Source organism: Pantoea sp. SS70 (assembly GCF_029866845.1).
Classification (GTDB): Bacteria; Pseudomonadota; Gammaproteobacteria; order Enterobacterales; family Enterobacteriaceae; genus Pantoea; species Pantoea leporis.
In genome coordinates, this window is sequence record NZ_CP117199.1 from 1343565 (window position 1) to 1357501 (window position 13937).

Here is a 13937-nt window from a genome sequence, read left to right on the forward strand (position 1 = left end):
CGCCCATGCCGCCAAGCGCCATGATGGCAAACAGGGAACCGATAAGGAGTTTATTCCAGTTCATGAGGAGACCTGAGAAAAGAAATTTAGGGCGGCATGATAACGCGCACACCACGCCAGGCAAAGGCCGTGTGTGCGATTTTACTTATGCGGGATCGTGCAGGTGAATGGCAAAACCCTGCGCCTGCCAGTGTTCAAACTGCTCGACCTGACGACGCGTCGGCTTTTTGCCGGTCCAGATAAACAGGTTTTGTCCGGGGAATAACTCAGGGCGCGGCATGTCCAGCGGCTCCGCCAGCACATCCATGCGCCAGCCTTGCTGCGACAAACGCCAGGCTTCCAGCCAGATGCGGGTACGATCTTCCACCGCCCAACCCAGCATCAAGGCATCTTTACCGGCTTTTTTACGTCCACAGGCCAGACAAAACGCCACATAATCAATCAGCGCGCCATCAAGCAGACTGCACATGGTGCGCGCGGTGTTCTGATCTAAACCAAGACGCTGGCGAACCGGCACGAACACGTGATCGATCAACGCATCCACCGGATGTTCCCGGCCAATATTGGCAATTTTAACGCGCAATTTCGCCGGGCGAACGTGGCGCAGTACGCTCATCAACTCTTCCTGCAGAGCCGACCAACCGTCATCCACATTGACCGTGGCGCCTTCCAGCAACGCTTTCACTTTGCCAACAGGCACGCCGCTCTCTATCCAGCGCTTTATCTCTTCGATACGCTGAACATCTTCATCATCAAACTGCCTATGACCACCTTCGGTACGCTGGGGTTTTAACAGACCGTAACGTCGCTGCCAGGCGCGAAGCGTTACCGGGTTGATTCCACAGCGTTCGGCCACATCCCCGATACTGTATAAGGCCATAAAGTCCTCAAAAATTCTGACCTGCATAACAACACCTTAACCCCCACGACTGGGTTGTACAATGATTTTTTAATTGTACAACTTGACCGCTTTATTTATTTAAGGTCATATCTCATATGTGAGATTTATTTCCCGTATATGAGAGGTGAAAATGTCTGCTTCGGATACCGACGATCGACTGGCGGCGCGACTGGCTGAATTACGCGTACAACGCGGTTGGTCATTAGATGAATTGGCGATGGCGACCGGCATCAGTCGGGCGTCGTTATCGCGCATTGAACGCGCCGAAACGAGCCCCACAGCCGCTTTGCTTAACCGCCTTTGCGTGGCCTACGGCTTGACCATGTCGCGCCTGCTGAGCGAGGTGGAAGAGGAGGCCGCGCTGCTGCTGAAAGCGGCGCAACAGCCGGTATGGCGCGATGACGCCAGCGGCTTCCAGCGCCGCAACGTATCACCGCCCGCCAGCCACTTTAAAGCGGAAGTGGTGGAAGGTGTGCTGCGTCCTGGCGCGCGCATTGATTACGATGCGCCGCCGATTCAGGGACTGGAGCAGCACATCTGGCTGCAATCAGGCGAGCTGACCATCAGCATGGACGATCAGCACTGGACGCTGCAGGCAGGCGACTGTCTGCGCTTTCATCTCACTGGCAAATCCGCGTTTGCCGCCCATGCCGAAGGCGGCGCGCGCTACATTTTGGTGGTATGCAAACCATGATTGACATCGAACCTCTCAGCGCCACCCAGGCGCAGCCGCTGCTGGCGGCATTGTGTGATGTGCTGCAGGGCTGCGTCGCCGATGGCGCCAGCGTGGGCTTTATTGATGCGGACGATCGCGCGGCCATTGAGCGCTTCTGGCAGGACAAAATTTACAGCCTGGCGAGCGGCGACAATCAGCTGCTGGTGGCGTATCAGCAGGGCGTGATTGTGGCGACGGTGATGGTGGGATTCAGCGCAATGCCGAACGGTCGCCATCGGGCGGAGATCAGTAAGCTGCTGGTGCATCCCCGCGCCAGACGTCAGGGCATCGCGCGCCGCCTGATGCAGCAAGCCGAACAGCTGGCGGCACAGCAGGGAAAAACCCTGCTGGTGCTGGATACGCGCAGCGGCGACGTGGCAACCACATTGTATTTGTCGATGGATTGGCAGATTGCTGGGTCGATTCCGCTGTATGCCGAGTCAACCGAAGGTGTGCTGGATGCGACTACGGTGATGTATAAGGTGTTGGGGTGATTGTGAATGTGATTGTGATTGTGCTCGCTGTCCCCCTCCTCGGTCCTCCCCCATAAATGGGGGAGGAAGATGCTGCCATATGTCAGTGTTGAAGCTGCATGTGGCAGCATCTCCTTCCCCCGCTTGCGGGGGAAGGCCGGGATGGGGGACAGCGAGCACAAAACCCAGGCACAGCGAGCACAATCTCCAAACGCACCAACTCAGTGCGGTCCTTCCGCCTCGCCAATCCCCAGCGCCTGCATAAACAGCCGGATAATCGGGTTTATTTTGCGGCCCTTCTTCATCATCAAACAAAACGGGTTTTCACGGCGAGTCGAATCATCACCTAACTCACACAGCTGCCCACGCGCAATAAACGCGGCGGCATAATGTTCCGGTAAATAACCAATAAAATGGCCGGTTAAAATCAGCATGGCGACAGATTCAACCTGAACCGCCTGCACGCCGCTGTCCTGCAAGGGAATGATGCGACGATCGTCGCGCGGCGTCACATATAAATGATTAATAATTTTCTGCTCACGTAATATGTCCAGCGATATATTTTTATCGCACGATCCAGAATATAAAGGATGTGACATGGAGCAATATAATTTTGAATATTCCTTATAAAGCGGGAAGTAATCAAAATCACTTTTCATTTCATAAACCGGTGCAATACCACAATGAAAACGGCCTTCGCTGATGCCGCGCTCAATATCATCTAATTGCGCGGTTTGCAGTCGAATTTGTACCTTTGGCGCTTTCTGGTGCAGCTGTTGCACCGCTGCGGTGACCGGAGATTGCGGGTCGGAGATGGTGTTATCCACCACGCAAATGGCAATGTCGCCCAGCAGTTCGTTGCGGCTGTTGTGCAGCCGCTCGCGAAACAGATTCAGCGAGACGAACAGCTCCAGCGTGGCCTGATAGACGTTGATGCCGTACTGCGTTAGCTCAAAACCTTCGCGTCCGCGGCTGCATAACGTCATGCCGAGACGAATTTCCAGATCGGAAACCTGTTTACTGATCGCCGCCAGACCAATATTCAATTCGTGGCTGGCAGCGGTTAATCCGCCCGCTTCTACCACGCATTTAAATACCCGCAGTAATTTTAAATCGATATTACTCAGTGCCAGAACCGCATTATCGCTGCGATTATTTGCATTGTTTCCGGACTGGGAAACTTTACTTTCCATTTTTGCTATTCAACTCCGGAATAATTGCGGTGAAAGTACAGTGAACCTGAAATAGGCCCTATTTACCAGTGTAGCCATAAAATAAGTTTTTATTATTTCAACTGGCTCATCCATATCTTTTTCATATCGCTGATGATTATCTGTAAGGGGAAATAGCATGTCTGATAATGCCGAACTGTTATGGGGCGCGCGTTTTAAAGCGGCACCGGCGGCGAGTTTAACCGCGCTGTCTCGTAGCCCGGATTATTACTTTGCATTGGCACCTTACGATCTGGCGGGCTGCCGGGCGCATGCCCGTGAACTGGCGCGCGGCGAGTTGCTGAGCGCCGAAGAGCTCGGCACCATGCTGGCGGCCATTGACGCGTTAGACGCCGATTATCGCGCCGGTCAGCTGCATCCGATTGCCGCCGACGAAGATGTGCACACCTTTATCGAACGCGCGCTGACCGAGCGTTTAGGTCCGCTGGGCGGCAAGCTGCGCGCCGGGCGTTCGCGTAACGATCAAACCGTTAACGACCTGCGTCTTTACCTGCGCGACAACGGTCGCAAGGTGGTGAGCGCGCTGCTGGCCTTGCAGCAGGCGCTGGTCGAGCAGGCGGCACAGCACACCGAAAGCGTCGCGCCCGGTTTCACGCATCTGCAGCAGGCGCAGCCGATTGTTTTTGGTCATCAACTGTTGGCTCACGCGCAATCCTTTGCCCGCGATATTGAACGTATGCAGGATTGGGATCGCCGCAGCGCACGCTGTCCGCTCGGTGCCGCTGCGATGGCCGGTTCCGCTATTGCGCGCCAGCCGGAGCAGGCCGCCGCCGATCTTTCCTATCTCGCGCCGTGCGAAAACTCCATTGATGCCGTTGCCAGCCGCGACTATGCCGCTGAATTCCTGTTTGTCACCAGCATGATCGGCATCAACCTGTCACGCCTGTGCGAAGAAGTGTGCATGTGGGCATCGCGCCAGTTCCGCTGGGTGGAGCTGCATGACAGCTACGCCACCGGCAGCTCCATCATGCCGCAGAAGAAAAACCCGGACATCGCCGAACTGACGCGCGGCCGCGCTGGCCGCCTGGTCGGCAATCTGATGGCGCTGCTCACCACTATGAAAGCGATGCCGCTCTCCTACAACCGCGATCTCAGCGACGACAAACGCAATGTGATTGATGCGGTGGATACGCTGCTGCTGGTGCTACCGGCGATGGCAGGCATGATGGCGACGCTGAAATTCAACACCGACGTGATGCGCCAGCAGGCACCGGACGGCTTCACGCTGGCGACCGAAGTGGCCGACTGGCTGGCGATGCGCGGTTTGCCGTTCCGCGAAGCACATGAGATCACCGGCCAGCTGGTGCAGCTGTGCGAGCGCGAAAACTGCGGTCTGTCGGATCTCAGCGATGCGCAATTGCAGGCGGTGGATGTCCGCTTAACGCCGGAGGTGCGCAGTGCGCTGACGCTGGAAGCCGCGCTGGCGGCTCGTAGCGGCTACGGCGGTACCGCACCGGCACGCGTACGTGAGCAGCTGGCACGTCTGCAAACCCTGATGCAGGACCAGCAGCGCTGGACCGACGATTACGCTGGCCCACGCGCCTGAGGAGAACTTATGTCGCAATCAACGCCGATTGAGCCGGGTTTGAACAACAGCCGCGAGCAGACGCATTACGATCTCGATCGTTACCAAGTGGTGCCGCGCCGTTACTACGGCCGTATCACCGCGTCGGCGGTGATTCTGCTGCTGCTGGCGCTGCTGGTAAACGCCTTTGCGCACGGCAATATCGAATGGTCGTTTGTCGGCCAGTTCTTTACCGCCCAGGCGATTCTTAATGGCGTGGTCAACACGCTGATCATGTCGGTGCTGGCGATGGGGCTCGGCGTGCTGTTTGGCGTCATCACCGCCATCATGTACATGTCGCCGAATCCGGTGCTGCATTACATCGCCGTGGGCTACGCGTGGATTTTTCGCGGCACGCCGCTGATTCTGCAGCTGCTGCTGTGGTTCAACCTCGCGCTGGTGTTTCCCACCATCAGCATTCCCGGCGTGTTCAGCGTGCAAACCGTCACCATCATGACGCCATTTCTCGCCGCGCTGCTTGGTTTGAGCATCAATCAGGGCGCGTACACCTCGGAAGTGGTGCGCGCGGGCTTGCTATCAGTGGATACCGGGCAATACGAAGCGGCGAAAGCCATTGGCATGCCGCGTTTGCAGGCGCTGCAGCGCATCATTCTGCCGCAGGCGATGCGCGTGATTCTGCCACCGGTCGGCAACGAATTTATCAGCATGATCAAAACCACCAGCCTTGCCAGCATGATTCAGTACTCGGAACTGCTCTACAACACGCAAACCATCTACTTCGCCAACGCGCGCGTCATGGAACTGCTGTTCGTGGCGGGTATCTGGTACCTGATTGTGGTCACGGTGTTGTCGTTTGGACAGAGCCGACTGGAACGTTATTTCTCACGCGGCCATCGTCAGCGTCAGTAATCAGGAGCCCAACATGAGAAACATCGTGCGCGCCGTTAAGGTGAACAAATATTTCGACCAGTTCCACGCCCTGAAGGATGTCAGCCTCGAAGTGAACTACGGCGAGGTGATGTGCATCCTCGGCCCATCCGGTTCCGGCAAAAGCACCTTTTTGCGCTGCATTAACCAGCTGGAGAAGGTCGATAAAGGCGGGATTTGGGTTGACAACGAGCTGGCGGGTTATCGCATCGCCGGTAACAAACTGCATGCGCTGAGCGACAAGCAGATTGCGCGACAGCGCCTGCAAACCGGCATGGTGTTCCAGCGCTTTAACCTGTTCCCACACAAAACCGCGCTGGAGAACATCATCGAAGGGCCGTGTCGCGTGCTGCTGCGTCCAAGGCGCGAAGCCAGCGAAGAGGCGATGGCGCTGCTCGATCGCGTTGGTCTGGCGCACAAAGCGCACGACTATCCGCAGTCGCTCTCCGGCGGTCAGCAGCAGCGCGTAGCGATTGCTCGTGCGCTGGCGATGAAACCCAAACTGATGCTGTTTGACGAGCCCACCTCGGCGCTGGATCCGGAGATGGTGGGCGAGGTGCTGGCGGTGATGCGTCAGCTGGCAAAAGAGGGCACCACCATGCTGGTGGTCACGCACGAAATGGGCTTTGCCCGTGAGGTGGCCAATCAGGTGGTGTTTATGGACGAGGGACGGATTATCGAGCAGGGCGCACCGGAAGACATTCTGCTGAACCCGCAAAATCCACGGATGAAAAACTTTATTAACGCGATTCTTCTTTAAACATTACCGGGGTGAATATGAAAAAGCTGTTATTGAGTGCCATCAGTGCCGCCGTATTGCTTCAATCCTCTGCCTGGGCAGACATCGCCGTACCCGCGGCGATCAAAGAGAAAGGGCTGACGGTGGCGATCATGCCGAACTATCCGCCAATGGATTTTAAAGATCCGGCGACCAACCAGCTGACCGGCGTGGACTACGACCTCGGCCAGGCGATTGGCGAAAAACTCGGCGTGAAGATCAACTGGCAGGAGATCGCCTTCGAACAGATGGTGAACGCGGTGGTGACCAGGCGCGTCGATCTGGTGATGTCTGGCATGACGGACACCAAAGAGCGTCAGCAGGTGGTGAACTTTATCGACTACTTCAAAACCGGCCCGCAGTTCTACACCCAATCCGCGCGCAGCGACATCAACAGCGCGATGGATCTGTGCGGTAAGAAAGTCGGTACCAGCCGTCGCACCACCTTCCCGCAGGAGATTGCCAACTGGTCAAAAGCGCACTGTGAAGCGGCCGGTAAGCCGGCGATCATTGTGGTAGGTGCTGAAGGCACCGCCGATGCGCGCACCCAGCTGCGTCAGAACCGTCTGGATGGCGTGGTGCAGGGCAGTGAAACGCTGCCGTACATCATGGATCTGGAAAAGGGCAAATATAAGGCGCTGGATAAAGCCTTCTCCTTCCAGTACACCGGCATGGCGATTGGTAAAGATGCGGGCGAGCTGACCACCGCGATTCAGGCGGCTATCGACGCGATGATTGCTGATGGCTCTTACCAGAAAATCCTCGGCAAATGGGGTCTGGCAGATAACGGCGTGGCTAAGGCGACCGTCAACCAGGGCTAAGGAGCGCGCAGATGCAACAACCGGGCGCAGTGCGCTGGCCGCAGGGTAAACGCGGCTGTATGGCGCTGGCGTTTGACCTCGACGGTCCCACCGGCGATGCCATGCTGAATGGCAGCCTGTGGTCAACGCCAGAGTATTTTACCTTTGGGGCTTACGGGCCGTACCGCGCGCTCGGGCGTCTGCTTGACCTGCTGCGCGCCTTCCACCTTCCCGCCACCTTCTTTGTGCCGGCGTGGGTGGTGGAGCAGTGGCCGCAGCAGTGTCAGGCGATTATCGAACAGGGCCACGAAGTGGCCTATCACGGCTATCGCCACGAATCCTTTTGGGCGATTTCACCGGATGAACAGCGCGCAGTCATGGCGAAATCCGCTGAAGTCTTTCACCAGCATCTGGGCATCACCGCCTGCGGTTTTCGTACGCCGTCGGGCGACTGGCATGCCGAAACGCCACAAATCCTGCGTGACGCGGGCGTTATCTACTCCAGCAGCATGCGCGGCGACGATCGCCCCTACAGCATTCCTGTGGCGGGCCATACGCCGCTGGTGGAGATCCCCGGTAAGTGGGAGATGGATGATTACGCCTCGCTGGCCTACACGCGCCAGCCCGACTTCCCCAAAGGTGGCGACCGCATCGCCAGCTATGCGCACACGCGTGATAACTGGCAGCGCGAGTTCGATGGCGCGATGGATGAAGGCTTGTGCCTCACCACGCTGTTCCACCCGAAAATCTCCGGCCAGCCGGGACGCTTGCTGCTGCTGGAACAGCTGTTTGCACATATGACGGCGCGCGATGACGTTTGGTTTGCGCGCTGCGACGCGGTGGCGCAGTGGTATTTGCAGGAGCAACAGCATGACTGAACCTTCACGCTGGCCGCTGGGTTTCCAGTCGGCGGCGATCCTCACTATCGATTTCAACGATATTCACGGCATTCTCACTCAGGCTCCGGCAGTGGCGGGGCGCGATAAAACGCTGTCGGTGTGGCGCTACGGCACGCTGCGCGGCGTCGATCGCTTGCTGGCGCTGCTGGCAGAAAAGCAGCTCAAAGCCAGCTGGTGTATGCCCGCAATTGTCGCCGAACAGCAGCCGGAACTGGTGCAGCGCATCGTGACCGGCGGCCATGAAATCGCCTGCAGTGGCGATATCCACGAAGATTTCTCGCTGCTGACGCTGGAGCAGCAGATCGCCAGCGTGACGCGCGGCTGCGACAAACTGGCGCAGATAACCGGACGCAAAATCACGGGGTTCCGCACGCCCGCCGGGCAGTGGAAACCGGGACTGGCGCAGGCGTTGATCGCACGCGGCATTCAATGGTCCTCCAGCTGGCGCGGCGACGATTTGCCGTACTTCCATCCCGGTACGCGTCTGGTGGAATTGCCGATGCACTACACGCTGGAAGATGAGCCGTACTTCGCCTTTAACCTCAGCCCGGCTATTCCGCCGGGACAATCGCGCATCGCGCCGTATGGCGAAACTTTGGCGAATATGACGCAGGATTTCCACGGCTTCCACCGCTTTGGCCTGTGCTACTTGCTGCGACTGCATCCGGAAATCATCGGCACCGCCGGACGTATTGGTTTGTTGCGGGCGCTGCTCGACATGCTGCAACAGCACAATGTGTGGATCGCCACCGCTGAGCAGGCGGCGGCACACTGGCAGACGCAGCCGGATAACGATGTCTGCCATCCGGCGGAGGTGTTTACCCGCATCACTGGAGGTGCGCATGGCGAACTCGCTTGATCAACTGGCGGCCTTTATCGCCGGGACGCGTTTTGCACAACTGCCTGAACCGCTGGTGGAGCAGGCGAAACGCCATCTGCTTGATACGCTCGGTGCTTCGCTGGCGGGCTGCGACAGCCCGATCTGGCGCGAGTGTCTGGCGCTGGTGCAGGCCGAAGGTGGCCGCGAACAGGCGCAGATTTGGGGCAGCGCGCAGCAGGCCAATCCGCGACAGGCGGCGTGGCTGAACGGCGTGGCGGCGCACATGTATGAACTCGACGATACCGGCGGCTGCGATCACTCCGGTGCGGTGGTGATCCCGGCGCTGCTGGCGGCTTTGCCGCTGGCGACGCAGCCGGTGGACGGGCAAGCGCTGCTGGTGGCGATGGTGATCGGCTATGACGTCGGCCGCCGCGTGCTAGAAGCCTGCGGCGGTTACTCGGCGCACAACGGCGCAGGCTGGCACTCTACCGCCAGCTGCGGGGTGTTTGGTGCGGCGGCGGCGGTCTGTTCGCTGCTGCAGCTCGACCGCGCGCAGTGTGCGTCTGCGCTGGGCATTGCCGCCAGCTTCAGCGGCGGTTTGTGGGGCTTTATTCACGACGGATCGCACACCAAAAAACTGCATGCCGCGCGCGCAGCAGAAGGCGGCGTGCAGGCCGCGCTGCTGGCACAACGCGGTATCAGCGGCCCTTCAGCGGTGTTTGAACCACGCTGGGGCGGCTTCCTGCAAACCTTAGCGGCGGAAACCCAGCAGCCGCAGGCCTTGACGGCCGATCTCGGCGAGGTGTGGAAACTGGCGCGCTGCTCGATCAAACCTTACGCTTCGTGCCGTGGCACCCACGCGGCTATTGATGCGCTGGGAATCCTGCTGCAACAGCATGATGTGCGGGTAGAGCAGATTGCGCGCATCGTGGTGGGCGTTAATCCGTTCCTGCTGGAGATGTGCGGCGGACGCGAGTTACACAGCCTGGCGGCGGCGCAGATGAGCCTGCCGTATGCGCTGGCGGCGCGCGCACTGTACGGCTCGGCGGATCTGGCCAGTTATGACGACGCCAAGCGCCTGCATCCCGATGTGGAAGCGTTGCTGGCACGTATTGAGCTGGTGATCGATGAGCAGCAGAGCCGCGACGACGAGCCGTGGGTGCGGCTGGAAACCGGGCAGGGCGCGCAGTGGCAGCAGCATGTGCCGGTGCCGTCAGGCGCACCGACCAATCCGCTCACGCTGGATGCCTTGCTGGCGAAATACCGCAGTTTGGCCGCGCGCGTATTGCCGCTGGAGCAGGTCGAACAGCTCGAGGCGGTGTGTCTGGAGCTGGATGAAGTGGCGGATGTGCGGGAAGTGGTGGGATTGTTGGGGATTGGGTGATTTTTTCCTTTTTGGTGTGTGCTCGCTGTCCCGTTGGTAGGTGCACGCTGTCCCCCTCCTCGGTCCTCCCCCATGAATGGGGGAGGAAGATGCTGCCATATGTTCGTTCTGAAGCTGCATGTGGCAGCATCTCCTTCCCCCATTAATGGGGGAAGGCCGGGATGGGGGACAGCGTGCACATTCAAACCACAGCGAGCACATTCAAACCACAGCGTGCACATTCAAACCACAGCGAGCACATCCAAACCACAGCGAGCACATTCAAACCACAGCGTGCACATTCAAACCACAGCGTGCACATTCAAACCACAGCGTGCACATTCAAACCACAGCGAGCACATCCAAACCACAGCGAGCACATTCAAACCACAGCGAGCACAAACTAAACCCTGCCTGCTAACCCCTCAATCCGCGCTATCGCTGCCAGCAAGCGCGCTTCGGTCACCGTTTCGGCCATGTTCTCCATATCCGGCGCATGCACTGATTCGCGCACAATCAGCGCCAGCTCACTCTCATCCAGCGCGGCAATCTCGCTCAGCGTCAGCGGCACGCCGCAATCGCGCGCCAGGCGCATCTCATCCAGCACTTCCTCATCGGTGCGGTTCTCCAGCGCCAGCAAACAGAGATTGCCAAAGCCGACCAGCAAGCCGTGCCCAAACTCGCGGGTTTTATCGCAGAAGGTAAAGCCTTCATAAATCGCGTGCGAAGCCGCCGCGTGTGCGCCGTTGCTCATCAGCGAGGTTAATCCTGCCCAGGTGAAGATCGCATCCAGCACCTGATCGAGCGACGCGCTGCTCTCACCACGCAGCACGGCGGCATAGGCTGCCGGTCCATGTTCACCAATTACGTTATAACAGATCTGGCTGTGCGCCAGTGACGAGAGCGCATTGCCCTCGCGTGCCGGATGACGTGCACTGACCGCGCGGAACTCGTACCACTTCGCCAGCGTATCGCCCAATCCGGCGGCCAGCCAGCGGGCGGGCGCTTTAGCCAGCAGCTCGCTGTCAATGATCACCGCCGCCGGTGCCTGCGGCAGCGGGAAGATGTCGAAGAAATTGCCGTTATCGTCATAGCGAATACTCAGCGGCGTCACCGCGGAACAGGTGGCGGCGATGGTTGGCAGCGTGATCACCGGCACGCCAATCTGTGCGCCTACCGCTTTCACCGTATCCAGCGATTTACCGCCGCCCACGCCAATCAGCACCTCGGCGTGCAGCTCGCTGGCCATCGCCGCCAGACGATTGATCTGATTGATCGAGGTTTCGCCGCCAAACCACTCCTGCGCCAGAAGCGTGACGTTGGCCGCCAACAGCTGCGCGCGAACCTGCGCTTCTACCGCCTGCAACGCCTGATGGCCGCCAATCAGCAGCGCACGCTGGCCCAGTCCGGCGCAGATCGCGCCTAATTGGTTGATCACGCCCGCACCGCGCAGCACGCGCGCCGGGAAAACCAGATTCTGTTGTGTCATCACTTGTTCTCTGTGTAACGGACGCCGGGCAACACGCACAGCATCTCATAAAGGATATTGGCCGCCAGCTGCGAGGTCATACCGCTGATGTCGTACGGCGGCGAGACTTCCACCAGATCGCCGCCCACCAGATTGAGTCCACGACAGCCGCGCACGATCTCCAGCCCTTGCATCGAGGTTAAACCGCCCACTTCCGGCGTGCCGGTGCCGGGTGCCCACGCGGGATCGAAACTGTCGATGTCGTAAGAGAGATACACCGGGCCGTCGCCGATACGCGCGCGCACCTCGGCCATCAGCGGCGTCATGGAGCGATACCAGCACTGTTCGGCGGGCACCAGATGGAAGCCCTGATCGACGCCCCACTGAAAATCATCGGCGGCGTAACCTTGCGCACGTTGCCCGATTTGCACTACGCGCTGGTAGTCGAGCAGGCCCTCTTCCACCGCGCGGCGGAACGTGGTGCCATGCGCGATCTTCTCGCCAAACATCTCGTCGTTGGTGTCGGTGTGGGCATCAATGTGAATCAGCCCCATCGGCCCATGCTTCTTCGCCAGCGCGCGCAAAATCGGCAGCGTCAGCGTGTGATCGCCGCCCAGCGTTAACGGGATAATCGGCCAGTTATTCAGCTCGGTAAAATAGTTTTCAATGATATCGACTGATTTCAGCAGGCTGTAAGTGTTGATCGGCACATCACCGAGATCGCCGACGCGCAGCGAATCAAAGGGCGCGGCGCCGGTGGCCATGTTGTAGGGTCGGATCATGACTGAATCGGCGCGGATGGCGCGTGGGCCATAGCGCGTACCGCTGCGCTGCGAGGTGCCGATATCCAGCGGAATGCCGACGAACGCCACATCCAAATCGGCTGGTGATTCAGCGGCGGGTAAACGCATCATGGTGCCGCGTCCGGCGAAACGGGGCATTTCGTTGCCGCCTTGCGGCTGGGGGAAATCGGTCATCACGCACTCCTTCGGTCAGGTGAAACCCATCATTACCCAGCCCGCGCGCCGGAAAAATCCTTGACAGCCGATAATCACTTCAGAGATTACTTAACTTTAGTCAGCAATCTCTGAAGGAAAATCGGTGCAGACGCTTCCCAATCTTAAACTGCTGCAGGTGTTCGCCAGCGTGGTGGAAAATCAGGGCTATTCGCGCGCGCAGCAGGCGCTGAACATGACCACGCCGGCTATCAGCGCCTACATGAGTGAGCTCGAGAGCCAGCTCGGTTTCATCCTCTGTCAGCGCGGGCGCGGCGGCTTTACCCTGACCAGCAAAGGCGAGCAGTTTTATCGCTACAGTCAGGAGATGCTGGCGACGCTGGCGGGTTGGCAGGAGCAGGTAGAGACGCTGAAAAGCGCGCAGGGCGGCACTTTCTCGCTTGGCGTGGTGGACGCCACCGTCACCGATAGCACGCTGGATCTGCCTGCCGCTATCGCCCGCTTTAACCAGCGCTTTCCGGCGGTATTCTTTAATCTGAGCGTGCGCGATCCCAATGAGTTGCAGCAGCAGTTGCTGGAGGATCGGCTCGATTTGGCGATTGGGCACTTTCCGCTGCGCGCCAGCAATCTGGTGACCATTCCGCTTTACGAAGAACAGCATTGGCTCTATTGCAGCCCGCAACATCCGCTGGCTGAGGGTCATCCGGATGTGCGCACCGTGCAGCAAACCGGCATGGTGACGCGGCGTTACTGGAATCAGCAGGAGCTGAACAAGCGCGGCTTCCGCCAGAGCAATGCGTCGGTGGAGAGCATCGAAGCGCAGCTGACGTTGATTCTCTCTGGCCGCTTCATTGGCTATTTGCCCGAACACTACGCGCGCAGCGGGGAACTGCAGGGCACGCTGCGTCGCCTGCTGCCGCACCATTTCCACTTCCGCGCGCCTTTCTCTTTTGCGTTCCGCCGTGGGCGCGCGCGTGAAACCTTAATCCGCGCGATGCGTGAAATTCTGAATCCAGCGCGAAAAAATAGCAGCGAAAGCTGACGCTGCGCCAATACTGTGTAAAAATACAGGCCAATTCA

General features: G+C 59.1%; 14 protein-coding genes. 10 read left to right on the forward strand and 4 right to left on the reverse strand.

The annotated features are described in order from the left end of the window. Positions 1 to 145: 145 nt before the first annotated feature. Positions 146 to 880 (reverse strand): MerR family transcriptional regulator, encoded by a 735-nt coding sequence (locus tag PO881_RS06165; protein ID WP_101763312.1) that lies wholly within the window; start codon positions 878 to 880, stop codon positions 146 to 148. Between the two features lie 151 nt (positions 881 to 1031). Here PO881_RS06165 and PO881_RS06170 point away from each other — a divergent pair, with 151 nt between their 5' ends. Further along, positions 1032 to 1595, forward strand: a complete 564-nt coding sequence (locus PO881_RS06170) for an XRE family transcriptional regulator (protein WP_101763144.1) — start codon at positions 1032 to 1034, stop codon at positions 1593 to 1595. Beyond that, positions 1592 to 2110, forward strand: coding sequence for a GNAT family N-acetyltransferase (locus tag PO881_RS06175; RefSeq protein ID WP_280172612.1), 519 nt, complete (start codon positions 1592 to 1594; stop codon positions 2108 to 2110). The genes PO881_RS06170 and PO881_RS06175 overlap by 4 nt, the downstream gene beginning before the upstream one ends. Positions 2111 to 2310: 200 nt before the next feature. Here the strand turns inward: PO881_RS06175 and PO881_RS06180 are convergent, their stop codons facing one another. Continuing rightward, positions 2311 to 3282 carry a LysR family transcriptional regulator gene (locus PO881_RS06180; protein ID WP_192236582.1) on the reverse strand — a complete coding sequence of 324 codons (972 nt, stop codon included), beginning with the start codon at positions 3280 to 3282 and terminating at the stop codon, positions 2311 to 2313. A 157-nt stretch (positions 3283 to 3439) separates the two neighbouring features. Between PO881_RS06180 and argH the strand changes: the two genes are divergently transcribed. The 7 genes from argH to PO881_RS06215 are packed head-to-tail and all read left to right on the forward strand — an operon-like array spanning position 3440 to position 10454. After that, the gene (argH, locus tag PO881_RS06185) at positions 3440 to 4867 is read left to right on the forward strand and encodes an argininosuccinate lyase (protein ID WP_280172613.1); all 1428 of its coding nucleotides are present in this window, start codon (positions 3440 to 3442) and stop codon (positions 4865 to 4867) included. 9 nt (positions 4868 to 4876) lie between these two features. Next, the gene (locus PO881_RS06190) at positions 4877 to 5755 is read left to right on the forward strand and encodes an amino acid ABC transporter permease (RefSeq protein WP_101763141.1); all 879 of its coding nucleotides are present in this window, start codon (positions 4877 to 4879) and stop codon (positions 5753 to 5755) included. Between the two features lie 13 nt (positions 5756 to 5768). Beyond that, positions 5769 to 6533, forward strand: coding sequence for an amino acid ABC transporter ATP-binding protein (locus PO881_RS06195; RefSeq protein ID WP_008102604.1), 765 nt, complete (start codon positions 5769 to 5771; stop codon positions 6531 to 6533). 17 nt (positions 6534 to 6550) lie between these two features. Beyond that, positions 6551 to 7372 (forward strand): ABC transporter substrate-binding protein, encoded by an 822-nt coding sequence (locus PO881_RS06200; RefSeq protein ID WP_137385435.1) that lies wholly within the window; start codon positions 6551 to 6553, stop codon positions 7370 to 7372. A gap of 11 nt (positions 7373 to 7383) precedes the next feature. Further along, positions 7384 to 8229 carry a polysaccharide deacetylase gene (locus tag PO881_RS06205; protein ID WP_101763139.1) on the forward strand — a complete coding sequence of 282 codons (846 nt, stop codon included), beginning with the start codon at positions 7384 to 7386 and terminating at the stop codon, positions 8227 to 8229. Next, complete coding sequence (locus tag PO881_RS06210) at positions 8222 to 9109, forward strand: polysaccharide deacetylase (protein WP_110865793.1); 888 nt, start codon at positions 8222 to 8224, stop codon at positions 9107 to 9109. Before PO881_RS06205 ends, PO881_RS06210 begins: the two co-directional genes overlap by 8 nt. Then, entirely contained in the window at positions 9093 to 10454 is a 1362-nt protein-coding gene (locus PO881_RS06215) for an MmgE/PrpD family protein (RefSeq protein ID WP_280172614.1), read from the forward strand. The genes PO881_RS06210 and PO881_RS06215 overlap by 17 nt, the downstream gene beginning before the upstream one ends. A gap of 382 nt (positions 10455 to 10836) precedes the next feature. On the opposite strand, the gene PO881_RS06220 is transcribed toward PO881_RS06215, so the two are convergent. Continuing rightward, entirely contained in the window at positions 10837 to 11922 is a 1086-nt protein-coding gene (locus PO881_RS06220) for an iron-containing alcohol dehydrogenase family protein (protein WP_280172615.1), read from the reverse strand. Beyond that, entirely contained in the window at positions 11922 to 12881 is a 960-nt protein-coding gene (gene speB / locus PO881_RS06225) for an agmatinase (protein ID WP_280172616.1), read from the reverse strand. Before speB ends, PO881_RS06220 begins: the two co-directional genes overlap by 1 nt. Before the next feature lie 121 nt (positions 12882 to 13002). Here speB and PO881_RS06230 point away from each other — a divergent pair, with 121 nt between their 5' ends. Further along, complete coding sequence (locus tag PO881_RS06230) at positions 13003 to 13899, forward strand: LysR family transcriptional regulator (RefSeq protein ID WP_101763134.1); 897 nt, start codon at positions 13003 to 13005, stop codon at positions 13897 to 13899. Positions 13900 to 13937: the final 38 nt, after the last annotated feature.